This window comes from Pseudomonas sp. MD330_10, assembly GCF_042610415.1.
GTDB lineage: Bacteria > Pseudomonadota > Gammaproteobacteria > Pseudomonadales > Pseudomonadaceae > Aquipseudomonas > Aquipseudomonas rhodesiae.
Genome location: NZ_JBHGZU010000007.1, coordinates 309,641 through 332,739 on the forward strand (window position 1 = coordinate 309,641; position 23,099 = coordinate 332,739).

The following is a 23,099-nucleotide window of genomic DNA, read 5'->3' on the forward strand; positions in this document are numbered from 1 at the left end:
CCCCCGATAACGTCAGTCCAGCCAGCGTTTATTTTGGCCCAAGTATCTTCACCAACTTATCCGGCGACGGCGCACCTTGCTGTTGCTGCAACCCGCCCTTGTCATCCAGATAGAAAATCGCCGGTGTAGCCGACAGTTCCAGCTCGTCCATCAACTTCATATTGGCATCGAGCTTGGCTTCGATATCCGCCGGGATCTTGGCCAGCGCCTGCAACTTGCTGCCTTTGCCGGCGGCTTCGTGTTCTTCCAGGGCTTTTTGCGGGTCCTTGGCGGCGAACAGCGCGGCGGATTTGCCGGGGCTGTCTTCGCGGATGATGCCGACCATGATGTGGCGCAGTTGCACCTTGCCGGCCTTCACCCAGGGTCGCGCCTGTTCCCAGAACATGTTGCAGTAAGGGCAGTTGGGGTCGCTGAACAGGTAGACGATGCGCGGTGCCTTAACGTCGCCGTCCTGGATCCAGCTGCTGTGTTCCATCTTGGCCCAGACTTCCTTGGCCATCGGCGCATACACCAGTTTTTCCAAGGGCGCGTTGCTCAGGTCGTTGCCCTGGGCGTCGTAGAGGCTGCCGGCGATTACGTGTTTGCCATCGGCGGTGAGATACAGCGCCATGCCACGGTTCTGGTATTGCGCGGCGTAGCCGGTGAGGCCGCTGGGGGCGTCGAATTTGCCGATGATCTTGGCGCCCTTGGCTTCGATCTGCTTGATCGGCGCTGGCCAGTCTTCGGCTTGGGCCAGGGAGGCCGCCAGCGTCAGCGGCAGCAGGGTCAGCAGGTGGCGGAGGCGGGGCATGTCGGTTTCCTTGTGGCGGTGGGGACGGTGTCGAAGGGCTCCATGGCACGGGCCAGGCTGGCCTGGGACAACTCGCCCAAATGGCTGTTGATCAAGCGTCCGTCGGGTGTATAGAACAGCGTGGTCGGCAGGGCCATGGAGCCCACGGCCTGGCCGAGGCGGCCACTGGCGTCGAACAAGACGTTGTCCAGGGTCAGGCCCTGGGTGGCTAGGAAGGTACTGACGCTTTGCATGCTTTCGGCCTGGTTGACGAACAGGAAGGTCACGTCGGGGCGCATGCGTTGGGCGCTTTCCAGCACCGGCATTTCGCGCCGGCACGGCGGGCACCAGGTGGCCCACAGATTGATCACCAGCGGCCCGCCCTGGTAGTCGACCAGTTGCACTACGTCGCCATTGGCATTGCGCAAGGTGATATCCGGCAGGCGCGTGCCTTTTTCATACACGCTCAATGAGAGGCTGGTCATGCTCCAGAACAGCAGGCCGGTGATGACGCCGGCGCTCAGCGGCTTGCGCAGCGCCGGGCGGCGCCAGCCGTAGAGCAGGGCGCCGAGGATCAGTGCGACCACGCCCGGCCAAGCCAGGAAACCGCCGTCGCGCAGGTCGACCATTTGCAGTGGGTCGTTGCGGTAGTAGCTCCAGTACATCAGCACGAAGCTGATGCGCGCGGTGAGCATGCCTAGTAGAAACAGGCTGAACAGCACCGACTCCGGGTTTTCACCGCCACGCTTGGCCACGCGCCAACCCACCAGGGTGGCGAGAATCAGCGCGCCGATCAGCAGGATGTGATTCAGGGCGATGGCGAAGGTGCCGATGGTCAGGGTCAGCATCAGAGGGCGTCCCGGGCTTGGGTCCAGCGTTGCAGGAAGGTCATCGCGTCGACTTCACCGGTAATGCGGTGGGCGCGGCGTTCCTGGCCGTCCGGGCCGATCCACACGAAACTCGGCGGCCCTGGCACCTGGTAGCGGCCCAGCAGTTCGCGGCTGGCGGGGTTGTCGGCGGTGACGTCCAGGCGCAACAGGCGCACATCTTTGAGGGCGGCGAGGACTTCGGGGCGGCCGAACACCTGTTTCTCCATGATCTTGCACGACACGCACCAGTCGGCGTAGTAATCCACCAGCACCCATTGGCCCTGGGCCTTGGCACTGTCGAGTTGGCTTTGCAGCGCGGCTGGGTCGTTGAGGGTCAGGAAGGCGTCGTGGGCCGTCGGCGCGGCTGCGCTACTCGAGCCGTTGTACACCTTCAACGGCTGCCACGGTTCGTCGCTGCCACCGGCGGCGCCCACCAGCATCAGCGCGCCCCACAGGCCCAGCACCACGGAACCGGCGCCGAACAGCATGGCCACTCGCCCGAAATCCTGGGCCAGGCGCCAGCCGCAATAGGCCATGGCCATCGCCAGCGCGCCCCACAGGGCGAGCCACAGGCTTTCATCCACCACCGGGCGAATCATCAGCACGGCAGTGCCCAGGAACAGGAAGCCGAATACCCCCTTGAGCACGTTCATCCAGGTGCCCGGCTTGGGCAGGAAGCGATTGCCCACGGTCACCAACAGCAACAGCGGGACGCCGATACCGATGCCCATGGCGAACAGGATCAACCCACCGTGCAGCGCATTGCCGCTCTGGGCGATGTACAACAGCGCGCCGGCCAGGGGCGCGGTCATGCATGGCCCCACCAGCAGGCCGGACAATGCGCCGAGCACGCCCGCGCCGACCAGGCTACCGCCGCTCTGGTTGCGGCTGACGTTATCCAAACGATCCCGCAGGGCCACTGGCAGTTGCAGCTCGAAGAAGCCGAACATCGGCAGGGCCAGGATCACGAACAATGCCGCGAAACTGCCGAGGATCCAGGGGGTTTGCAGCAGCGCCGCGAGGTTGGCGCCGAGCAGGGCGGCCAGCACGCCCAGCGCGGCATACACCAGCGCCATGCACACCACATAGCTGCCGGCCAGGGCAAAGCCGCGACGCGGGCTGGCGCCGCTGCCGACCACCAGGCCGGCGAGAATCGGCAGCATCGGCAACGAGCAGGGTGCGAACGCCAGCAGCAGGCCCAGGCCAAAGAACACCAGCAGGCTCCAACCCAGGCTGCGTTGTTGCAGGCCGCTGGCCAGGCTTTGATCCTGCGCCTGCGCAGTGGCGGCTACCGCCGGGTTGCCGCCCAGGTCCACGGTGATCGATTGCGGCGGGTAGCACAGGCCGGCGTCGGCGCAGCCCTGCCAGCCCAGCTTGACCTGGCCGGTGGTGCCCGCCGGCAGCTTGACTTCCAGGCCCTGGCGATACACCTGCTGCTCGCCGAAGAATTCATCGCTATGGGCTTCGCCCTGGGGCAGCACGGGCTTTTCGGCGAGGCCGTCGAACTTCATGCGTTGCTGGTACAGGTAGTAGCCGTCGGCAATCTGCCAATACAACTGGGTCTCGCCACTTTCAAGGCGCTCGGAAGTAAAGGTGAAGGCCTTGCCCACCGGGAGGAACTCGGGTTTGGTGTCGAAGGGGTTACCCGGCGCGGCCTGGGCGAACCCGGCGAACATCACCAGTAGAAAGGTCAACAGAAGCCGCATGGTCAAGCCTTAGTTCGATACAAGTGAGGCACACAATGTGTGGCGTTGATTAACCGATGATTAACCGGGCGCTATTCTAAAGTGTAGGGAATATCTGAGGGTGCATCTTTTCACGGCATAATCCGCGCTTAATCGGTTGGTTCTTTAATCTCCCCCATCTTTGACGAAGGGTTCTCCATGCACGTATTGGTCTGCGAAGACGACGAACTGATCGCCAGCGGCATCGTGGCCGGCCTCACCGCCCAAGGCTTTACGGTCGAGCGCGTGGCCACGGCAGCGGCCGCGCGCGCGATGCTCAAGGCCGCGACCTTCGACATCATGGTGCTCGACCTCGGCCTGCCCGACGAAGACGGCCTTAAGCTGTTGCAGCAACAGCGCAGCCAGGGCCTGGAGATTCCGGTGCTGATCCTCACCGCGCGGGATTCGGTGACCAACCGCGTCGACGGCCTGCAGGCCGGGGCCGACGATTACCTGCTCAAGCCCTTTGACCTGCGCGAATTGGCCGCACGTCTGCAAACCCTGCTGCGGCGGGTGGCCGGGCGCAGCGTCAACCTGATCGAACATGGCCGCCTGACCTACGACCCCAGCAGCCGCGAAACCTTCCTGGGCGGTCAGCCGGTAGACCTGTCGCGCCGGGAACAGGCGTTGCTGCAAGCGTTGCTGCACAACAAGGGTCGTGTGCTGTCCAGCGAGCAGCTCAAGGACAGCGTCTACGGCTTCAATGACGAGTTGGAAAGCAACGCCCTCAACGTGCATATCCACCACCTGCGGCGCAAATTGGGCAACGGCATCGTCGAGACCGTGCGCGGCCTGGGCTACCGCCTGGGGCCGGCGGACGGGGGAGAGAACGCGTCGTGAAGAGCCTGCGCCTGCGCCTGACCTTCAAGTTGGGCGCCGCGTTCGTGTTGATCTGGGCCCTGGCGGCAGCCTGGATGCTCAATGACCTGCGCAACCAGATGATGTTTTCCCTCGACCAGCGCCTGGTGGCGTCGGCGCGCATGGTGGCCGGGCTGACCGAGCAGATGCCGGGCCTGGCCAGCGTCAGCGGCGGTGCGCATTTCAGTGCCGAACAACTCAATGTGCCGGGCGGCATGGCCTGCCAGGTCAGTTCCTTGCGCGGGGAAATTCTCGCGCGCAGCCACACCACCCCGGATGAAGGGCTGGAGTCGCGCAAAAGCGGCTTTCGCGATCAGGTTATCGACGGCGTGGGTTGGCGCAGCTTTACCTTGTCCCGTGGCGACCTGCTGATCACCACCGCTGACCGTCAGGTGGAGCGCGAGGCGTTGAACCTGTCGATCCTGCTGGCGGCGTCGGTGCCGGTGGGCGTGGCGATGCTGGGCTGCCTGTGCCTGCTGTGGCTGGGCATCGGCCAGAGCCTGCTGCCGCTTAACCGCATGCGTGATGCGCTGATGCGGCGCAGCGCCGATTCCCTCGAACCGCTGCAAATCCACCCCCTGCCCAGCGAACTCAAGCCGCTGCTCGACACCCAGAACCAACTGTTGCAGCGCATCGCCAAGACCATCGAGCGCGAACGCCGCCTCACTGGCGATGCGGCCCATGAACTGCGCAGCCCGCTGACGGCGATCAAGACCCACCTGCAAGTGGCGCGCATGACCGACGGCGCCGCGCGCGACCAGTCCCTGGCCCATGCCGAGGAGGGCGCCGACCGCCTGCACCGCACCTTGGAACAATTGCTGTTGCTGGCGCGGGTGGAAGGCAGCCTGTCGTTTGACGATGGTTTGCAGTCCAGCGCCGAAGAGGTCGCGCGCCTGGCAATTCAGGACGCCAGCGCCGGCGACAACGGGCGCATTGATCTGATCCTCTCGGACAACCTCTGCGGCGCCCCGGTGGACATGCCGGTGGGCCTGGCCGTGGCCGCGCTGCGCAACTTGCTGGACAACGCCCTGCGCCACACACCAGCCCACACCCGCGTGGAACTGAGCCTGTTCAACGACGCCGACAAGGTAGTGTTCCGCGTGCGTGACCATGGCGAGCAGATCTCCAGCGAAGACCTGCAATACCTCACCCAGCGTTTCTGGCGCAACGGCAGCAGCGAAGGCTGTGGCCTGGGCCTGGCGATTGTGCAGGCGATCGTGCAGCGCTGTGGTTGCTCACTGAACTTCGACAGCCAGCCCGATGGCCTGCGAGTGGAGCTGGGCATGCCGCTGCGACGCTGATCCCTTTTCTTTCCGGTGCCAAATAGTTACCGCCCGCTTGAAGTGGAAGGCTTCAGGATGGCGGTAATTTTTTTGCGCTTGAACGGGCCGAAAGACTCGGCCTGAATTGAAAAGGATGCTTCTTATGTTGGTCATCGACACCAGTTTTTCCGCCACGGGCTGCAACGAACGTAACGGCGAGCCCGTGCGGCAGGTGATCCTGCATTACACCGCGGCGCCGTTTGCCGCGTCTCTGCGCACCCTGACCCAGGCTGCCGTGAGTGCCCACTACCTGTTGCCCGACCCCAACGACCCCGGCTACCGCGCCGCCGGGTACGAGGAACTGCGCGTGTTCCGCCTGGTGGACGAACGTCAGTGCGCCTGGCACGCCGGGGCCAGCCAATGGGGTGGGCGCGACAACCTCAATGCACGGTCGATTGGCATCGAGATCGTCAACCTGGCGCGGGATGAGGCGGGTGTGTTTGTTTTTCCCGGGTTTGCCGAAGCACAGATCGAGGCGCTGACTGCGCTGCTGCATGATGTGCTGGGGCGTTATCCGCAGATCGAACCGACGGACATCCTCGGCCATAGCGACGTCGCCTACTGGCGCAAAAGCGATCCAGGGCCGCGACTGCCGTGGCAGCGCTTGTCCGAGGCGGGCCTGGGCGCCTGGTTCGACGAGTCGACCCGGGCCATGTATCAACGCCGCTTCTGCGTCGGCTTACCCCCTGAGGTAGAGGTGGAGCGTGCGTTCCAGCGCTACGGCTACAAGCCGGCGCAGAACCGCCAGGCGTTCGAATCGCGGACACGGGCCTTTCAGATGCACTTTCGGCCACGGGACTACCGTGGCGTGCTGGATGCCGAGACCTGCGCGATTCTGTATGCCTTGAATGAAAAATACCGCGGGCTCTGAAGCCCGGCGCAGGGCAAGCCTGGTCATCACAAGAACCTCATTTTCTCAGGTTATGTTTTCGCCGAAGGTTCATAGATACCTATGGCCATCGGGGGCAAGCCCCCTCCCACAGTTTTGACCGCTTTCACTTTAACCGACCCATTGCTCCATTTCGAAAACAAAGGTCATCCCAATGTGGGAGGGGGCTTGCCCCCGATGGCACTGGATCAGCCAATCGAGTTGCCGATTGATTCCCTGCTATCAGGGGCAATCATCACTGCCGCCTAAATCCTCTACTCGCTGGTGCGTTTCCAGAACAGGAAATCCGTGCGCATGCCCTTGGGCCAGACGCCAACGGATCGGCAGTTTGGTCACCATCATCCGCGTATTGAGGGATCGAGAGATGTCAGTCGCTATCAGCCGTATTGAAGATACCCAAGTGCATGAAACGCTTTATCAGTTCGACGAAACCCCGCTGCTGGCCCGTCAGCGTCAGCAAGAGTCCAATGCGCGCAGTTATCCGCGGCGTATTCCCCTGGCGCTGAAGCGGGCCAAGGGCATTTACGTGGAGGACGTGGAGGGCCGACACTTTATCGATTGCCTGGCCGGCGCCGGTACGCTGGCGCTGGGGCATAACCACCCCGTGGTGATCGACGCCATCCAGCAGGTGCTGAGCGATGAACTGCCGCTACACACCCTCGACCTGACCACGCCGGTCAAGGATCAGTTTGTGCAGGACTTGTTCGGCCTGCTGCCGGCTGAGCTGGCGCAGCAAGCCAAGATCCAGTTCTGCGGCCCCACCGGCACCGATGCGGTGGAAGCCGCGCTGAAACTGGTGCGCACCGCCACTGGGCGCAGCACGGTGTTGTCGTTCCAGGGCGGTTACCACGGCATGAGCCAAGGCGCGTTGAGCCTGATGGGCAGCCTGGGGCCGAAGAAACCGTTGGGTGCCCTGCTCGGCAATGGCGTGCAATTCCTGCCGTTCCCCTATGACTACCGCTGCCCGTTCGGCCTGGGCGGCGCGGAGGGCGTGCGGGTCAACCTGCATTACCTGGAAAACCTGCTCAACGATCCCGAAGCCGGCGTGCTGCTGCCGGCGGCGGTGATTGTGGAAGTGGTGCAAGGCGAGGGCGGCGTGATTCCGGCCGACCTCGATTGGCTGCGAGGCCTGCGGCGTATCACCCAACAGGCGGGCGTGGCATTGATCGTCGATGAGATCCAGAGCGGCTTCGGTCGCACCGGCAAGATGTTTGCGTTTGAACACGCCGGCATCATCCCGGACGTGGTGGTGCTATCCAAGGCCATCGGCGGCAGCCTGCCGTTGGCGGTGGTGGTGTACCGCGACTGGCTCGACACCTGGCTGCCGGGCGCCCATGCCGGCACGTTTCGTGGCAACCAGATGGCAATGGCGGCGGGCTCGGCGGTAATGCGCTACCTCAAGGCCCACGATTTGCCGGGGCACGCGGCGGCGATGGGCGAGCGCCTGGGTGAACACCTGCGCCTGTTGCAGCGCGACTACCCACACCTGGGGGATATCCGTGGGCGTGGGTTGATGCTCGGCGTTGAGCTGGTAGACCCCCACGGCGCGCTCGACAGCCAGGGCCACCCCCCGGTGCATCGCCAGTTGGCGCCGTTGGTGCAGCGAGAATGCCTCAAGCGTGGCTTGATCCTGGAACTGGGCGGTCGCCACGCCAGCGTGGTGCGCTTCTTGCCGCCGCTGGTAATCACCGCCGGCGAAATCGACCAAGTAGCCGATATTTTCGGTCGCGCCCTGGCGGCAGCCGTCGCCAGTCTCTAATTTTTTGCGCGCCCGCTACGTTTCTACAGATATCGATGCTGCGCGTGGTGCGCAGCCCAGCCTTTGAACGATGGAGAACAGCAATGACCTCAGTATTTGACCGCGACGACATCCTGTTTCAGGTAGTGGTCAACCATGAAGAACAGTATTCCATCTGGCCCGATTACAAGGCCGTGCCGGACGGCTGGCGTACCGTGGGCAAGAGCGGTTTCAAGAAAGAATGCCTGGCCTACATCGAAGAAGTCTGGACCGACATGCGCCCGTTGAGCCTGCGCCAGAAGATGGATGGCGCGGCACTGGCCGGTTGACCTCTCTCGCCTCCCGATCCCGCCATGGGATCGGGAGTTAGACGCTCTTGTCTTTTTCCTGCCCTGACGCCGCCGTCACCACCTGCACGCTCAAGCGCGGCGTGGCCAGGTCCAGGCCGGCTTCATCCAGTTGGCGCTTGAGCGACAGGTTGAACGCCCGCGACACCTCCCACTGTTTGATCGGCGCGGTCTTGAACCGGGCGCGCAGGATTGCACTGCCGGACTCAAAGCTCTCCACCCCTTGAATCTCCAGAGGCGACCAGATATTGCGACGCTGCATCGGGTCGTTGCGGATTTTCTGGCCCACGTCGCGGATCAGCTTGATCGCGTCGTCGATGTCCATGTTGTAAGGGATCGCCACGCGGAAGATCGCGTAGCCGAACTCCCGCGAGTAGTTCTTGATGCTCTTGATTTCGCTGAACGGAATGGTGTGCACGATGCCGTCGATGTCGCGCAGGCGCACGGTGCGGATGGTCAGGCCCTCGACCGTGCCCAGGTGGCCGCCGACGTCCACGTAGTCGTCGATGGCCAGGGAGTCCTCGATGATGATGAAAAGGCCGGTGATCAGGTCCGCCACCAGCGATTGCGCACCGAAGCCGATGGCCAGGCCGATCACACCGGCACCGGCCAGCAGCGGCGTGACGTTCATGCCCATATTCGCCAGGGCGACGATGGCGGCGATGATGAAAATGGTCACGAATAGCACGTTGCGGATCAACGGCATCATGGTCTGCGCGCGGGCGTTGGCCAGGCCTTTGCGCGAGCGGGTCAAGGCGTGGTGGATCGCGGTGTCGCTGAGAATCCAGATCAGCCAGGCAAACAGCAGCGTGCCGCCCAGGCCGAACAGCTTGACGCTGATTTCATGGCCGTCGCCTTCGGTAAAGCGAATCAACGACAGGCCCCAGACCCGCAGACCCAGTTCGATAAACGCCAGCCATACCAGCAAGTGGGCGAGGGTGTAGAAAAAACTCTTCAGGCGCTCGGAATACAGCGCATGGCGCTTGTGCCCGCGCTGGGGCTTGAGCGAATGGCGGCGTACCAGGCCGTTGATCACCATGCACAACACCAGCAGCACCGTGCACAGCAGCGACTGGCGCAGGGCGGTGCTGGTGTCGCCGGCCGACAGAAACGTGGCGAACAGCGAGATGCCCACCAGCAACAGCGCCGGCAAGTACCAGAACGTGCCGATGATCGACAGCGTGTCGCTGAGGGTGCGCCGTGTGAGGCGGCGCGACAGTGGCTGGTTGCGGATCAGATGCGCGATCGGCCGACGAAAACGCAGGATAAACACCCCGGTGGACAACGCCGCCATCACATTGGCCACGGTCGCGGCGGTGTGAGCCAAGTGCTGCCCTAGGGATTGCACTAGACGCGGGTCGCTCAGGGCTTCGCCGAAGGCGGCGAAACTGCCGATCAGCCACAACGGACGAAAGGCCTGATGGCGCAGGATGTACAGCGCACGATGGCGATGCGGGCCGTCGAGCAGGGAGAACGCAATCACACAGATTGCGGAAAAACAGGTGCCCACCACCAGCGCATAGGCCAGCACCATCGCCAGGGATTTGCCCAGGGACGAGGGCAGGGCGTAGCTCAGGTACACGGTGATCACCAGCGCGATCAGCCACGGCCCGAGTTTGCGCAGGGCAAAGCGCAGCATGTCCCAGGTGCGTGGGTGCTGCGGCAATTCTTCGGGCAGGCCGAAGCGCTCGCGCACGCGGTGGCTGAGCCAGATCAGCGCGGCAGCGAGCAGGCTCCACACCGCCAGAATCAAGGCAAAGCCGAAAATGATCGGTAGCCATTCGCTGGCCGGCAGCATCAGGGCTTCAAGTTCGTCCTTGGCCTGATCGACTTCATCGGACCAACGCCCCAGTGGGCTGTCGCTGCCGGAAAATTGCTGTTCCAGGCCTGACAAGGTGCTGCCGATCAAGCCGAGTACGCCTTGCTCGGCGGCCGGCTGAGCCTTTTGCGTGGCGGCGCGCAGTTTCTTCAGGTCACTGAGCAATTGGGTGCGCTGCTGGTCGTTCTCCAGGGTTTTGATCACCTCGTCCAACGACTGCCCCAGCGGTACTTCGGCCTGGGGTTGGGCTTTATTGCCGCCGTTGAGCAACCCCGGCAGGCCCGCTGCGTGGGCAGGCGTGGTCGGCAGCAGGATAAGCAGGGCAAGCAACAGGGAACAGGGCAGGGCAAACAGACGGGAAAGCACGAGGCGGTCAACCTTGGAGACGACGAATTGACCGAGTGTACGAGGGCGCTATGCCAGATGCGAGTGCAATTCTTATTCAGCCAGTTTGGCGAGGATTTTGTACACCACGGTGCCGAGGATCAGCAGCATGCCGACCCACATGCCGAACACGCCCAGGGGCTTGTCGCGAAAGTTGAAACCCACTGCCAGCATGATCATGCCGATCAGGATAGGGATAAGCATGGCGTGGAACGAGGACATGGAAATCATGGAACGACGGCCTTGTCTGACGGGGAATATCGACCAGTCTAGGTCGGATTGCAGAAAGTGCAGATGATGCAGATCAGCTTTAGGCAAAACCCAATGAGGGAGGGGCTGCCCCCTCCCTCATTGATCAGGGCAGGTCGTGGCTGGCGTAGAACGCGCCCAGCACCTTCACCAAATGCGCCAAGTCATGGCTGCCGCACAGTTCGCGGATCGAGTGCATGGCAAATGTCGGCAAACCGATATCCACGGTGCGCACACCCAGGTGGCTGGCGGTAATCGGGCCGATGGTCGAGCCGCAGCCCATGTCGCTGCGCACCACGAAGCTCTGCACCGGTACTTCCTGGGCCATGCACAGATGGCGGAAGAACCCGGCGGTTTCGCTGTTGGTGGCGTAGCGCTGGTTGCTGTTGACCTTGATCACCGGGCCGGCATTGAGCTTGGGGCCGTGGTTGGCGTCGTGCTTGTCGGCGTAATTCGGATGCACGCCGTGGGCGTTGTCCGCAGACACCAGCAGGGATTTCTGGATGGTGCGTACGAATTCATCACCTTCAGGCAACAGGCGACGCAGGGTCTGTTCCAGCATCGGGCCGTCGGCGCCGCAGGCCGAGCAGGAACCGACTTCTTCATGGTCGTTGCATACCAGCACGCAGGTTTCGTCGCTGTCGCTGGTGAGCAAGGCTTGCAGGCCGGCGTAGCACGACAGCAGGTTGTCGAGGCGCGCACCGGCGATAAAGTCGCCGTTGAGGCCGATCACCGCAGCGCTTTGGGTGTCGTAGAAGCTCAACTCGTAGTCGAGCACCACGTCGGCATTGAGCCCATGCTCGCGGGCCAGTTGGTCGGTGAGTACGGCGCGGAAATCCACGCGCTCGTCACCGGCAAACTGCGCCAGGATCGGCGGCAATTCGGTCTGGGCATTGATCGCCCAGCCTTGGTTGGCTTCACGGTTCAGGTGAATGGCCAGGTTGGGGATGATTGCGATCGGCAGCTTGAAGTCGATCAATTGGCTTTCTACCTTGCCGTCGCGGCGGAAAGTCACGCGGCCGGCCAGGGACAGGTCGCGGTCGAACCACGGCGCCAGCAACGCACCGCCGTAGACTTCCACGCCCAACTGCCAGAAGCCCTGGCGCTGCAACTCCGGCTGCGGCTTGACCCGCAGGCACGGGCTGTCGGTATGGGCGCCGACCAGGCGAATGCCGCCCTGCAGCGGCGACTGGCGGCCGAGCTTGAAGGCGATGATCGAGGAGTCGTTACGGGTAACGTAGTAGCGCCCGTTGGCTTCGGTGGCCCACGTTTCGCGCTCGTCGAGACGCTGGTAACCGGCCGCTTCCAGGCGCTGGGCCAAGGCGGCGGTGGCATGAAAAGGAGTAGGGGAGGCCTTGAGAAAGTCGATCAGGCCTTGATTCAACGCTTCGCGCATAAATAGCTCCAGACAGCAATGCGCGGAGTTTACCGTTCGATGACGGCAAGTGCACATAACAAATGTGGGAGACGGCTTGCCCCCGATTGCAGTGTGTCAGTCAGTACAGCTGTCACTGATACGCCGTCATCGGGGGCAAGCCTTTTCCCACATTTGCCTGTGTTGACCACTTAAAAGGGTGCAGGGCACTCGAAGCGTAAGCGCTCGCCGCTTTGCGGATGGGTAAAGCTGAGCATGCTCGCGTGCAGGCACAGGCGCGGCCACGCAGCCAGGGCTTGTTCGTGGGCGTACAGGCCATCCCCCAACAGAGGGTGGCCGATGGATAGCATATGCACACGCAATTGGTGCGAACGCCCGGTGATCGGCGTCAGCTCAACGCGACACCAATCGCCACAGCGCTCCAGCACCTTCCAGAAGGTCAGTGCATGCTTGCCGAATTCGTGGTCCACCACATGCCGGGGCTTGGTGGGTGGGTCGTAGCGCAAGGGCAGGTCGATGCTGCCGCTGTCCAGTGCCGGTTGGCCCCAGGCCAGGGCGGTGTAGGCCTTTTCGGTTTCACGGTCGTGAAATTGACGGGACAGCTCGCGGTGAGTATCAGCGTCGCGGGCCAGCAGGATGATGCCCGAGGTTTCCCAGTCCAACCGGTGGACGATGCGTGCTTCGGGGTAGCCGTTTTCCTGCAGGCGCGTGATCAGGCAGTCCTTGTTGTCATCGGCGCGGCCAGGCACCGAGAGCAGGAGGGTCGGCTTGTTCACCACCAGGACCGCGTCGTCCTGGTAGAGGATATGAATGTTGGACAACGGCATTAAACAGCCTCGTAACAAACGCCAACGGCGGCTGGGGCGTCCGCTTCCCGTAAAGGGAGCCGCACGCCCCAGCCGCCGTGGCGACCGCCCGTTCGATCAACGATCGGGCAGGGTGATATTGAGTTCCAGAATCGAGCAGCTGCCGTCATTTTCCAGGGCGACATGCACGTCATCGTTGCCGATATTGACGTACTTGCGGATCACTTCGACCAGTTCCTTCTGCAAGGCTGGCAGGTAATCCGGGGTGCTGCGTTGGCCGCGTTCGTGCGCCACGATGATCTGTAGACGCTCTTTCGCGACCGACGCGGTGCTTGGCTTTTTGTTGGCGCGAAAGAAGTCGAGAAATTTCATTGTTTAGTTGCCTCCAAAGATACGCTCGAAGAATCCCTTCTTCTTGACATCGAGGAAGCGATGTTCCACGGACTTGCCCAGCAGGCGATCGACCGCATCGCTGTACGCCTGGCCGGCGTCGCTCTGGTCGTCGAGAATCACCGGAACACCCTGGTTGGAGGCTTTGAGCACCGCCTGGGATTCTGGAATGACGCCCAGCAGGGTCACCGCCAGGATTTCCTTCACGTCTTCAACACCGAGCATTTCGCCGTTGCTGACGCGCTCAGGGTTGTAGCGGGTGAGCAGCAAGTGCTCCTTGATCGGGTCCTGGCCTTCTTCGGCGCGCTTGGATTTGCTGGCCAGCAGGCCGAGCATACGGTCCGAGTCACGTACCGAGGAGACTTCCGGGTTGGTCACGACGATGGCTTCGTCGGCGAAGTACATGGCCAGGTGCGCGCCAGTCTCGATACCCGCTGGGGAATCGCAGACCACGTATTCGAAGGTTTCCTTCAGCTCAGCAAGGACTTTGCCTACGCCTTCTTTGGTCAGGGCGTCTTTGTCGCGGGTCTGGCTGGCGGCCAGTACGTACAGGTTCTCAAGGCGCTTGTCCTTGATCAGGGCCTGTTGCAAGTTGGCTTCGCCGTTGACCACGTTGACGAAGTCGTACACCACGCGGCGTTCGCAGCCCATGATCAGGTCGAGGTTACGCAAACCCACGTCGAAGTCGACGATGACTGTCTTGTGGCCGCGCAGTGCGAGACCGGTACCGATAGCGGCGCTGGTGGTGGTCTTACCCACACCACCCTTGCCGGATGTAACCACGAGAATCTTGGCCAAGGTGTTTCACCCCTAAGGAAAAAGGACTTTTCAGCCCCTGAAAAACATCTCTTGGAACTCGCTGCAGGCGGACAGCTACTGTAGGAAAAAGCTGTGGTTTCCGCGGGGAAACGCCAGCTTTCAGTTATTCCTACACAAGTCTTGCCGGTTTCGCTGTGCTATCAGAGTCTAGAGATGCTTGGAAAATGCGGCAGTATCCGTTAAAGCCGAATGATGTTCAACACATCGCCCGACAGGTTGACCTGAACGGCGGCCCCCCACAGCGGGTCGCGGCGCAAATCCTCGGAAACCTTGTACTGGCCGGCGATGGACACAAGTTCAGCGGTCAATTGCTGGCAAAAAATACGGGCCTTGGTGTCACCCTTGATACCGGCGAGGGCGCGTCCGCGCATCGGGCCGTATACATGGATGTTGCCATCGGCCAGAAGTTCCGCGCCGGGACTGACCGAAGAGACCACCACCAGGTCGCCGCCCTGGGCGTAAATCTGCTGCCCGCCGCGTACGGGGGTGGTAATGATCTTTGTAGGCTTTATCGTCGGCTCGGGCGGTTTTTCCGGTTTTTTCTTTACGTCGCCTTCCGTCGGATCCAACGGACGTTCGCGCGCGCCGGACGGCGGCAGTACTGGCAGTTCAATGGCGATGGCGGCGGCAATGTCTTCGATGCGGCTGGCGCGGATGGCCAGGGTGCGCAGGCCATGGGAGCGGCACACGCGCATCAGACCAGGCAGGTCGATGGCGCCCTGGCCGGCGGGCAGTTTGTCCAGAGCCAGCACCAGCGGGGCGTTGTTGAAGAAGTTCGGGGCCAGGGCGACCTTGGCGGCCAATTGGCGGTCCAGGGCATCGAGGTCATTGCGCGCCAGTTCCAGCACGGTGATGGCGAGCATGCTGCCTTTCAACTGGAACACGGGATCTTGGTCTAGCGGTTCGGTTTGGCTCATGGTCGGCAAAAGCGGCTTGTCACGAAAAGTGTCGAGACTTATAACGAGAACACTCACTGGCCGCAAGCCGAGTCGAACCGTTGTAGAATGCGCGGCCCTTGTCTTTACCGGAATCTGTAATGGATCGCCCGCGTTTTCGAGCTGTATTTTTTCACCCGCGATTTTGGCTGTTATGGCTGGGACTCGGCCTCCTATGGCTGGTGACCCAATTGCCGTACCGCGCCCTGCTGACCATCGGTCGGTTGTTGGGCGCGGGCATGTACCGCGTGGCCGGCGAACGCCGCCGCATCGCCGCGCGCAACCTGGAGCTGTGCTTCCCGGAAAAAACCGCCAAGGAACGCAAGCGCCTGCTCAAGGAAAACTTCGCCTCCACCGGCATCGCCTTTTTTGAAATGGCCATGAGCTGGTGGTGGTCGCGTCAGCGCCTGGCGCGTCTGGCCCATGTTGAAGGCCTGGAGCATCTCAAGCAGGCACAGTTGGATGGCAAGGGCGTGATCCTGATGGCCCTGCACTTCACCACTCTGGAAATCGGCGCGGCATTGCTCGGCCAGAAGCACACCATCGACGGCATGTACCGCGAGCACGGCAACCCGTTGTTCGACTATATCCAACGCCGTGGCCGCGAGCGCCATAACCTCGATTCCCTGGCCGTGGAGCGCGAAGACGTGCGCGGCATGCTCAAGCTGCTGCGCGCCGGCCGTGCCATCTGGTACGCACCGGATCAGGACTACGGCGCCAAGCAAAGTATTTTCGTGCCGCTGTTCGGCATCCAGGCCGCCACCGTGACCGCCACCAGCAAGTTCGCTCGCTTGGGCAAGGCGCTGGTGGTGCCGTTCACTCAGGAGCGTTTGGCCGATGGCAGTGGCTATCGCCTGGTGATCCACCCGCCGCTGACCGACTTCCCCGGCGAAAGCGACGAGGTGGACTGCCTGCGCATCAACCAGTGGGTCGAAGCCTCCGTGCGCGAATGCCCGGAGCAATACCTGTGGACCCACCGCCGCTTCAAGAGCCGGCCACCGGGTGAACCCAAGCTGTACGAAAAACGCCGTCGATAAGAACGACCTTCCCCCAATGGAGTGATGCGATGCGCCCAGCTGAACCGGTTACAGGTTTGATTCTTTCCGGCGGCGGGGCGCGAGCGGCGTATCAGGTAGGGGTGTTGGCGGCGATTGCCGAGCTGCTGCCGCCAGGGGCGCCCAACCCGTTTCCGGTGATCGTCGGCACCTCGGCCGGGGCGATCAATGCGGTGAGCCTGGCCAGCGGCGCCATGGATTTTCGCGCGTCCATCGAGCGCCTGACCGCCTTCTGGCAGGGCTTTCGCAGCCACTTGGTGTTGCGCAGCGACTGGCCCGGCGTGGTGCGCCAGGCCGCTCGCTTCCTGATCCACAGCCTGTTGGGCCTGGGCCGCCGGGTGCCGGTGGCGCTGCTCAACAGCTCGCCGCTGCGCGATTTGCTGCAAGACAAACTGCACCTGCAAGGCATCGATGAGGCCATCCGGCAAAACCACCTGCATGCAGTGGCGATCACGGCGTTCGGCTATGAGTCTGGGCAAGCCGTGACGTTCTATCAGGGCGGGCGCGCCATCGACGCCTGGCTGCGCCACCGTCGCATTGGCGTGCCGACCCAACTGACGGTAGAGCACTTGCTGGCCAGTTCGGCGATTCCGCTGCTGTTTGCGCCGGTGAAACTCGATCAGGAATATTTCGGCGACGGTGCCGTGCGTCAGTCGGCCCCCATCAGCCCGGCCCTGCACCTGGGCGCCAACCGCGTGCTGGTGGTGGGCGTCAGCGGCAACCCGCGAGGCAACGAACCGGCGGTGCAGCGCGCCTTTACCGGGCAGCAACCGACCCTGGCCCAGATCGGTGGGCATATGCTCAACAGCACCTTTATCGACAGCCTGGAAAGCGATATCGAATTGCTGGAACGCCTCAATCAGTTCAGCCATTTGCAGCCGGCCGACAGCGCGGCGCGCGGCCTGGCGCCGGTGGAAGTGCTGGTCATCGCGCCCAGCCAGCCCATCGACGAAATCGCCGCGCGACATCGCCAGGAAATGCCGGCGGCGTTGCGTGTGTTCCTGCGCGGGCCGGGTGCGACCAAGACCAGCGGGGCAGGGGTGCTGAGCTACTTGTTGTTCGAGGCGGGGTACTGCAGCGAATTGATCGAGTTGGGCAGGAAAGATGCGCTGGCCAAGCGTGAAGAGATCACCCGATTCTTGGGTCTGTAGCCGATCTAACGGTGGGAGGGGGCAAGCCCCTCTCACACGCTGACCTGGGGCGTTCGGTCAGAAGTGGTACTTGACCAGGAAGCTCGCCGTGTCCTGAGTCGTCTTGAACGCGCCGGAATCTTCGATGCCGTACTTGTTTTTCCAGTAGTCGTATTCGAAACCGACATACAGCTGTTTCTCGCCCCAGTTCATCGCCTTGCCCAGGTCGTATTTCACTTGCGGGTTGAAGTGCAGGTTGGCGTGGTAGGTGCCGCGGGCGTTCTTGTCGTTGTCCACCACCCAGTCCATAAAGCCATCGATCAGGATGTTCGAGTTGCCCACCGGGATCGTGTACGACCACACCGGGGTGATCTGCCACACGCCGTCGCCGGGGCGATTGCCTTCGGTCTGGCGCTGGTAGAAGTTCAACTGGAAGTAATCGAAACCGGGGATGTTCAAATCGAAGCCTGGTCCGACCAGGTATGACTCGTTGTCGCCTTCGCCGAACTCATACGTCATCGCCAGCAACACGTCTTTGATCGGGCCGAAGGACAAGTCCTGGTCGAGGATCTTACCGAACGACAAGCGCGGGCTGAACTCACCGTAGTAGGTGTTCGGGCCGACGTTGCCGTCTTCCTCGCCGTTATAAAAGATGCGGTCGAGGAAGAAGAAGTTGTCGCCGTACTTCCAGGCGTCGGCATGTTCGAACGTGACCGTTTGCTGGATCTGCGGGTTAACGGTGAAGTTCTTGCCCCACAAGTAGGTCAGGCTGTTGTTCTGCCACTGCAACAAGTCACCGGCCACGGCCTGGCCGCCGGCCAGCAGGGATCCCGCCAGCATCAGGCCTTTGAACATAGGTTTCATTCGGTTGCTCCCGAGTTAAAGTTTTTTTGGTTTTTCTTCTAATGCAGGCGCTCTGATGTGGCGCCTTTGGTTCGCTGTGAATATCGTCTGATCGGTCAGCTTTTATGGGTTTAGCAAGAGCCGCGCCAACGCGTTGAAGAGCAATCGATTCGAGCGGGCGCGGAGAATACTGATAACCCTGCCTGGGCTCAAGCGCGCTGTTACAGGGCGTACAGCGCGATGATGGGGCACGCTCAGGTGTGCGCGTGCTCGACGACCGCCCGCTCGGAACCGCCGAGGATGTTGAACAACACATTCAGCGACAACGCGCTGAGGGTGGCCATGGCGATGCCGCTGTGGGTGATCGGGCTCATCCACAGCGGCAGTTGAGCGAAGAACTCCGGGCGCACCACGGGAATCAGGCCCATGCCGATGCTTACCGCCACCAGCAACTGATTGCGGCGATCGGCGATGTCGGCCTCCTGGAGAATCTTGATGCCGGTGGCCGCCACCATGCCGAACATGGCAATCGCCGCGCCGCCCAGCACCGCCGGCGGAATCGAGGCCACCAGGTAAGCGGCTTTGGGCAACAGGCTGAGCACGATCAGGAACGCGCCGGCCATGATCGTCACCGAGCGGCAGCGCACGCCGGTCATCTGCACCAGGCCGATGTTCTGGGCGAACGAGGAATGGGTGAAGGTGTTGAAGAACCCGGCCGCGAACGACGCGCCGGCGTCGCACAGCAGGCCACGACGCAGCATCTTGGGCGTGACCTCGCGGTCGGTGATCTTGCCCAGCGCCAGGAACATCCCGGTGGACTCAACGAAGATGATCACCACCACTAGGCACATCGACAGAATCGGCGCCAACTCAAAGGTGGGCATGCCGAAATGCAGCGGCGTCACCACCTGCACCCACGGCGCCAGTGCCAGGCCGCTAAGGTCGACCATGCCGAGAACGCCGCACAGGGCGTACCCCAGGCCCATGCCGATCAGCACCGAGATGTTGACCCAGAAACCGCGCATAAAACGGTTGATCAGCAGGATGGTGGCCAGCACCAAAGCGGCAATCGTCAGGTAGATCGGTGAGCCGAAGGTGGCCGCCGCGCTGCCGCCACCGGCCCAGTTCACGGCCACGGGGAACAGCGACAGGCCGATGGCAGTGATCACGGTGCCGGTCACCAGCGGTGGGAAAAAGCGCACGACCTTGGACATGAACGGCGCGATCAGCATGCCGAAGAACCCGGCGGCGATGGTGGCGCCGAAGATCCCCTGTAAACCGATACCGGGCATACCGGCCATGGCGACCATGCTGCCAACGGCGGCGAAACTGGCGCCCATCATCACCGGCATGCGGATGCCCAGGGGGCCGATGCCGAACGACTGCACCATAGTGGCGACGCCGGCCACCAGCAGGTCGGCGTTGATCAGGAAGGCGATTTCTTCACGGCTCAGGCCGGCGGCCTGGCCAATGATCAGAGGCACGGCGACGGCGCCGCCGTACATCAACAAGACGTGTTGCAGGCCGACCAGAATCAGTTGCAAGAGGGGTAGCCGCACCATGGCGGGCGCGGCAGGAGTCTGCGGTTCTAACGGGGACATGCAACACCTCGAATCTTTTTTATTTTTGTATTGTGTGGAACGCAATCTCTAAACCACTGCAAGTCATCTGTGGGAGGGGGCTTGCCCCCGATTGCGTTGGTTCAGTCACTGATGTTTTGAATGACATACCGCTATCGGGGGCAAGCCCCCTCGCACATTTTGGAGTTGCACCAGGCTGTTAGTTGGTATGCGCCCCCTGGTTGATCCAGGTGCCGATCAGGTCGCGCTCCTGCTGGGTCATCTGAGTGATGTTGCCCAGCGGCATGATCTGGCTGGCCACAGCCTGGGCCTGGATGCGTGCTGCTTGTTGCTGGATCTGCGCCGGTGTATCGAATATCACGCCGGCCGGCGCGGTGCTGAACAACGGGCTGGTGGGCTTGGCCGAATGGCACACGGCGCAGCGTTCCTGGATCACTCCGTGGACCTTGTCGAAATCAATGGTCGCCTGGGCCGGTGCAGGTGCAGCGGCGGGTTCGGTTGCCGCAGGCGCGGCAGGTTTCAAGCCACCGCCCAATGCGGTTTCCGGCAACGGTTGGTACTCGATGGCCGCCGGCGCCTTGGCAATCGGTTCGGCCGGCTTGGGGCCGGTCACATAAGCCAGGCAGATCATCGCCAGCGCGCCAACCGGCAGGGTCCACGCGTACTTCTGGCTGTTGTGCCGGGTGTTGAAGTAATGCCGCACCAACACCGCCGCCACCGCGATACCGGCCAGGATCAGCCAGTTGTAATGGCTGCCGTAGGTGCTCGGGAAGTGGTTGCTGATCATGATGAACAGCACCGGCAAGGTGAAGTAGTTGTTATGACGCGAGCGCAGCAGGCCCTTGGCCGGCAGCGCCGGGTCAGGTGTACGGTTCTCGGCGATGGCCGCCACCAGCGCGCGCTGCGCCGGCATGATGATGCGGAACACGTTGCCCACCATGATGGTGCCGATCACCGCACCTACGTGCAGGTAGGCACCACGCCCGCTGAACACTTGGCTGAAGCCATACGCGGCGGCAATCAACAGTACGAACAGGATGAAACCGAGCAGGGCAGGGCGTTTGCCCAGGGCCGAGTCGCAGAGGAAGGAGTAGATGAACCAGCCGACGAACAGCGAGCCGATGCCCAGCAACACGCCTTGCGGACCACTGAGGCTGCTGCCCGGCGCCAGCAGGTACAAGGTCGGGTTGGAGTAGAACACCACGCACAGCAGCGCGACGCCCGACATCCAAGTGAAATAGGCTTCCCATTTGAACCAGTGCAGGTTGTCCGGCATGGTCGGCGGGGCCAGTTTGTATTTTTCCAGGTGGTAGATGCCGCCACCGTGGATTGCCCACAAGTCGCCGGCCAGGCCGTCCTTGGGGTTGACGCGGTTGAGGTTGTTTTCCAGCCAGACGAAGTAGAACGAAGCGCCGATCCAGGCGACGCCAGTGATCATGTGAACCCAGCGCACGCTCAGGTTCAGCCATTCCAACAGATGTGCTTCCACAGTCTTTACCTCTCGCCTGTCACCCTTGTTGTCGGGTGATCAGACCTTCTCTTATTGGTGGGGGGCGAGGATCAACCGCTCATCCTCTTGGAAAAAATGCTCATCGCAGTTATTGCCTGTGCCACTGCGATCAACCACCAGGAAGTCATCCCGCTTTTCGATCGTCAGCACCGGGTGGTGCCAGACGCCGCGATGGTAATTAATGCCCTGCCTGCCGTTGGTGACGAAGGCGCGGACCAAGCCCGATACAGGTACATCGCCAAGTGGCGCGACCACGATCAGAAAGGGGTTGCCGAGCAGCGGAATGAAAGCCTGGCTGCCCAGCGGGTGTCTCTCCAGCATGCACACGGTCAGCGGCATGTCCTGCGCGTCGGCGCGGAAGATGCTGATGATGGCGTGGTCTTCCGGCTTTGCGGTTTCGACCGTGGCCAATTTGTGAAAGCGCATGGTCGACCCGTTGTTGATCATGAAGTGATCGCTGCCGTCGGTTTCGATAACGTCTCCGAAAGGGGCGAAGGCTTCTTTGGTCAGGGGTTCGATCACTAGTGTGCGCATGGCTGTCTTCTTATCCGAGTTCTGTGTTGTCTGGTCTATTGCAATCGCGGGCAAGCCCGCTCCCACATTTGGAATGCATTGCCCTGTGGGAGCGGGCTTGCCCGCGATTAGGTTCACCGCTTATTTAGCGACCTTGCCCAGCACGCGCAGGCGGCTTACACCACCGTCCGGGAATACGTTCAGGCGGATATGGGTAATCGGCCCCAGCGCCTTGATTTGCTCGGCGAAGGTGTGTTCGGCGTGCATTTCCAGCTTCTGCGCCGGCAGCAATTCGCGCCAGAACAGCGACTGGGTTTCGATCTGGCTGTCGGTGCCGCCTTTTACGAAAGCACCTTGGATCGAGCAGGTATCCGGGTAGTTGCCCTTGAAGTGCAGGGTGTCGACGATGATCTTCTCGATCTCTCCCGGATGGCCCAGGGCGACGATCACCCAGTCATTGCCTGGCGTGCGGCGACGCGCGGTTTCCCAGCCGTCGCCCATGTTGATGCCACGGCCTGGGTTAAGGATGTTGCTCATGCGGCCGAAGTGTTCGTCGGAGCACGCCAGGGCGCGGCCGCCGTTGAGCGCCGCGGCCAGGTCGACCTGTTCGTTGTCGCCCACCGCCGACCAATCGCGGAACGGCACGCCGTACACACGCAGACGCGCCACGCCGCCATCCGGGTAGATGTTGAAACGCAGGTGGCTGAACGCCTGGTCGTTGTTGATCTCATGGTAGTGGTGGCTGTTGCCCTGCAGCTCGACGGCCGACAGCACTTCGGTCCACTGAGTATTTTCGTCCGGCTCGCCCGAGGCCAGGAAGCAGGCTTCCAGGGAGGCCGACGGCGGGTAGTTGCCGGTGAAGAATGAAGTGTCGATGTCCACGCCTTTGATCGAACCCGGCACGCCCAGGCGGATTACCGCGCTGTCGTAGCCTTCGAAGCGCTTGCGGCGCGACTCCCAGCCGTCCATCCACTTGCCGTTGTCATCGAACACGCCCTCCTTCCACACGGCCGGGGTCGGCTGGAACAGGCGGTTGGCGTCGGCGAACCAGTCATCGGTCACGGAGATGATCTTGGTGCCCAAGCGGGCGTCGGCCAGGTTGACGAACTTTTCGAAAGGTACGGGTTGCGCTTTCATTCTTCTTGTCTGCCTTAGATAGAGTGGCTGGGGATGGT

General features: G+C 62.4%; 22 protein-coding genes. 7 read left to right on the forward strand and 15 right to left on the reverse strand.

Annotated elements, in window-relative coordinates; translation table 11 throughout:
• Window positions 1-28: 28 nt before the first annotated feature.
• Genes dsbG through dsbD form a run of 3 tightly spaced genes read right to left on the reverse strand, consistent with a single transcriptional unit; the run spans window position 29 to window position 3,344 of the window.
• Window positions 29-790 carry a thiol:disulfide interchange protein DsbG gene (dsbG, locus tag ACFZPT_RS14360; protein WP_034099418.1) on the reverse strand — a complete coding sequence of 254 codons (762 nt, stop codon included), beginning with the start codon at window positions 788-790 and terminating at the stop codon, window positions 29-31.
• Window positions 766-1,617: a TlpA disulfide reductase family protein gene (locus ACFZPT_RS14365; RefSeq protein WP_034099416.1), complete on the reverse strand. Its 852-nt coding sequence runs from the start codon at window positions 1,615-1,617 to the stop codon at window positions 766-768. The genes dsbG and ACFZPT_RS14365 overlap by 25 nt, the downstream gene beginning before the upstream one ends.
• The gene (gene dsbD / locus ACFZPT_RS14370; protein ID WP_034114700.1) at window positions 1,617-3,344 is read right to left on the reverse strand and encodes a protein-disulfide reductase DsbD; all 1,728 of its coding nucleotides are present in this window, start codon (window positions 3,342-3,344) and stop codon (window positions 1,617-1,619) included. Before dsbD ends, ACFZPT_RS14365 begins: the two co-directional genes overlap by 1 nt.
• Before the next feature lie 177 nt (window positions 3,345-3,521).
• Here dsbD and ACFZPT_RS14375 point away from each other — a divergent pair, with 177 nt between their 5' ends.
• The 5 genes from ACFZPT_RS14375 (at window position 3,522) to ACFZPT_RS14395 (ending at window position 8,498) form a co-directional block, all read left to right on the forward strand.
• Window positions 3,522-4,202, forward strand: coding sequence for a response regulator (locus ACFZPT_RS14375; protein WP_034099412.1), 681 nt, complete (start codon window positions 3,522-3,524; stop codon window positions 4,200-4,202).
• Entirely contained in the window at window positions 4,199-5,521 is a 1,323-nt protein-coding gene (locus ACFZPT_RS14380) for an ATP-binding protein (RefSeq protein WP_034114698.1), read from the forward strand. Before ACFZPT_RS14375 ends, ACFZPT_RS14380 begins: the two co-directional genes overlap by 4 nt.
• Before the next feature lie 124 nt (window positions 5,522-5,645).
• Window positions 5,646-6,413 carry an N-acetylmuramoyl-L-alanine amidase gene (locus ACFZPT_RS14385; protein WP_034114696.1) on the forward strand — a complete coding sequence of 256 codons (768 nt, stop codon included), beginning with the start codon at window positions 5,646-5,648 and terminating at the stop codon, window positions 6,411-6,413.
• Window positions 6,414-6,795: 382 nt separating this feature from the next.
• On the forward strand, window positions 6,796-8,190 hold the full coding sequence (locus ACFZPT_RS14390; protein WP_099312028.1) for an aspartate aminotransferase family protein: 1,395 nt from the start codon (window positions 6,796-6,798) through the stop codon (window positions 8,188-8,190).
• An 83-nt stretch (window positions 8,191-8,273) separates the two neighbouring features.
• The gene (locus ACFZPT_RS14395; RefSeq protein WP_034099405.1) at window positions 8,274-8,498 is read left to right on the forward strand and encodes an MbtH family protein; all 225 of its coding nucleotides are present in this window, start codon (window positions 8,274-8,276) and stop codon (window positions 8,496-8,498) included.
• 37 nt (window positions 8,499-8,535) lie between these two features.
• Here ACFZPT_RS14395 and ACFZPT_RS14400 read toward each other — a convergent pair whose 3' ends face one another.
• The 7 genes from ACFZPT_RS14400 to minC form a co-directional block, all read right to left on the reverse strand.
• Window positions 8,536-10,701: a mechanosensitive ion channel family protein gene (locus tag ACFZPT_RS14400; protein ID WP_034114692.1), complete on the reverse strand. Its 2,166-nt coding sequence runs from the start codon at window positions 10,699-10,701 to the stop codon at window positions 8,536-8,538.
• Window positions 10,702-10,773: 72 nt separating this feature from the next.
• The gene (locus tag ACFZPT_RS14405; RefSeq protein WP_016970148.1) at window positions 10,774-10,950 is read right to left on the reverse strand and encodes a hypothetical protein; all 177 of its coding nucleotides are present in this window, start codon (window positions 10,948-10,950) and stop codon (window positions 10,774-10,776) included.
• A 124-nt stretch (window positions 10,951-11,074) separates the two neighbouring features.
• On the reverse strand, window positions 11,075-12,364 hold the full coding sequence (locus ACFZPT_RS14410; RefSeq protein ID WP_034114690.1) for a M18 family aminopeptidase: 1,290 nt from the start codon (window positions 12,362-12,364) through the stop codon (window positions 11,075-11,077).
• Between the two features lie 170 nt (window positions 12,365-12,534).
• Window positions 12,535-13,170 (reverse strand): RluA family pseudouridine synthase, encoded by a 636-nt coding sequence (locus tag ACFZPT_RS14415; RefSeq protein WP_034099399.1) that lies wholly within the window; start codon window positions 13,168-13,170, stop codon window positions 12,535-12,537.
• Window positions 13,171-13,266: 96 nt separating this feature from the next.
• Window positions 13,267-13,521 carry a cell division topological specificity factor MinE gene (gene minE, locus ACFZPT_RS14420; RefSeq protein WP_003175252.1) on the reverse strand — a complete coding sequence of 85 codons (255 nt, stop codon included), beginning with the start codon at window positions 13,519-13,521 and terminating at the stop codon, window positions 13,267-13,269.
• A gap of 3 nt (window positions 13,522-13,524) precedes the next feature.
• On the reverse strand, window positions 13,525-14,337 hold the full coding sequence (minD, locus tag ACFZPT_RS14425; RefSeq protein ID WP_034099397.1) for a septum site-determining protein MinD: 813 nt from the start codon (window positions 14,335-14,337) through the stop codon (window positions 13,525-13,527).
• Window positions 14,338-14,537: 200 nt separating this feature from the next.
• The gene (minC, locus tag ACFZPT_RS14430; RefSeq protein WP_034099395.1) at window positions 14,538-15,275 is read right to left on the reverse strand and encodes a septum site-determining protein MinC; all 738 of its coding nucleotides are present in this window, start codon (window positions 15,273-15,275) and stop codon (window positions 14,538-14,540) included.
• A gap of 119 nt (window positions 15,276-15,394) precedes the next feature.
• Here minC and ACFZPT_RS14435 point away from each other — a divergent pair, with 119 nt between their 5' ends.
• Window positions 15,395-16,330 (forward strand): lipid A biosynthesis lauroyl acyltransferase, encoded by a 936-nt coding sequence (locus tag ACFZPT_RS14435; RefSeq protein ID WP_034114688.1) that lies wholly within the window; start codon window positions 15,395-15,397, stop codon window positions 16,328-16,330.
• 29 nt (window positions 16,331-16,359) lie between these two features.
• Complete coding sequence (locus tag ACFZPT_RS14440; protein ID WP_034114686.1) at window positions 16,360-17,499, forward strand: patatin-like phospholipase family protein; 1,140 nt, start codon at window positions 16,360-16,362, stop codon at window positions 17,497-17,499.
• Window positions 17,500-17,556: 57 nt separating this feature from the next.
• On the opposite strand, the gene ACFZPT_RS14445 is transcribed toward ACFZPT_RS14440, so the two are convergent.
• The 5 genes from ACFZPT_RS14445 to alc all read right to left on the reverse strand — a co-directional run bounded on the left by ACFZPT_RS14445 (window position 17,557) and on the right by alc (window position 23,061).
• A complete protein-coding gene (locus ACFZPT_RS14445; protein WP_034114684.1) occupies window positions 17,557-18,342 on the reverse strand; it encodes an outer membrane protein OmpK in 786 nt (261 codons plus the stop codon).
• A gap of 233 nt (window positions 18,343-18,575) precedes the next feature.
• Entirely contained in the window at window positions 18,576-19,922 is a 1,347-nt protein-coding gene (locus ACFZPT_RS14450) for a nucleobase:cation symporter-2 family protein (protein WP_034114682.1), read from the reverse strand.
• Window positions 19,923-20,100: 178 nt separating this feature from the next.
• Window positions 20,101-21,390 (reverse strand): urate hydroxylase PuuD, encoded by a 1,290-nt coding sequence (locus ACFZPT_RS14455; protein ID WP_034114680.1) that lies wholly within the window; start codon window positions 21,388-21,390, stop codon window positions 20,101-20,103.
• Between the two features lie 51 nt (window positions 21,391-21,441).
• The gene (locus tag ACFZPT_RS14460) at window positions 21,442-21,945 is read right to left on the reverse strand and encodes an ureidoglycolate lyase (RefSeq protein WP_034099384.1); all 504 of its coding nucleotides are present in this window, start codon (window positions 21,943-21,945) and stop codon (window positions 21,442-21,444) included.
• A gap of 120 nt (window positions 21,946-22,065) precedes the next feature.
• Complete coding sequence (alc, locus tag ACFZPT_RS14465) at window positions 22,066-23,061, reverse strand: allantoicase (RefSeq protein ID WP_034114678.1); 996 nt, start codon at window positions 23,059-23,061, stop codon at window positions 22,066-22,068.
• Window positions 23,062-23,099: the final 38 nt, after the last annotated feature.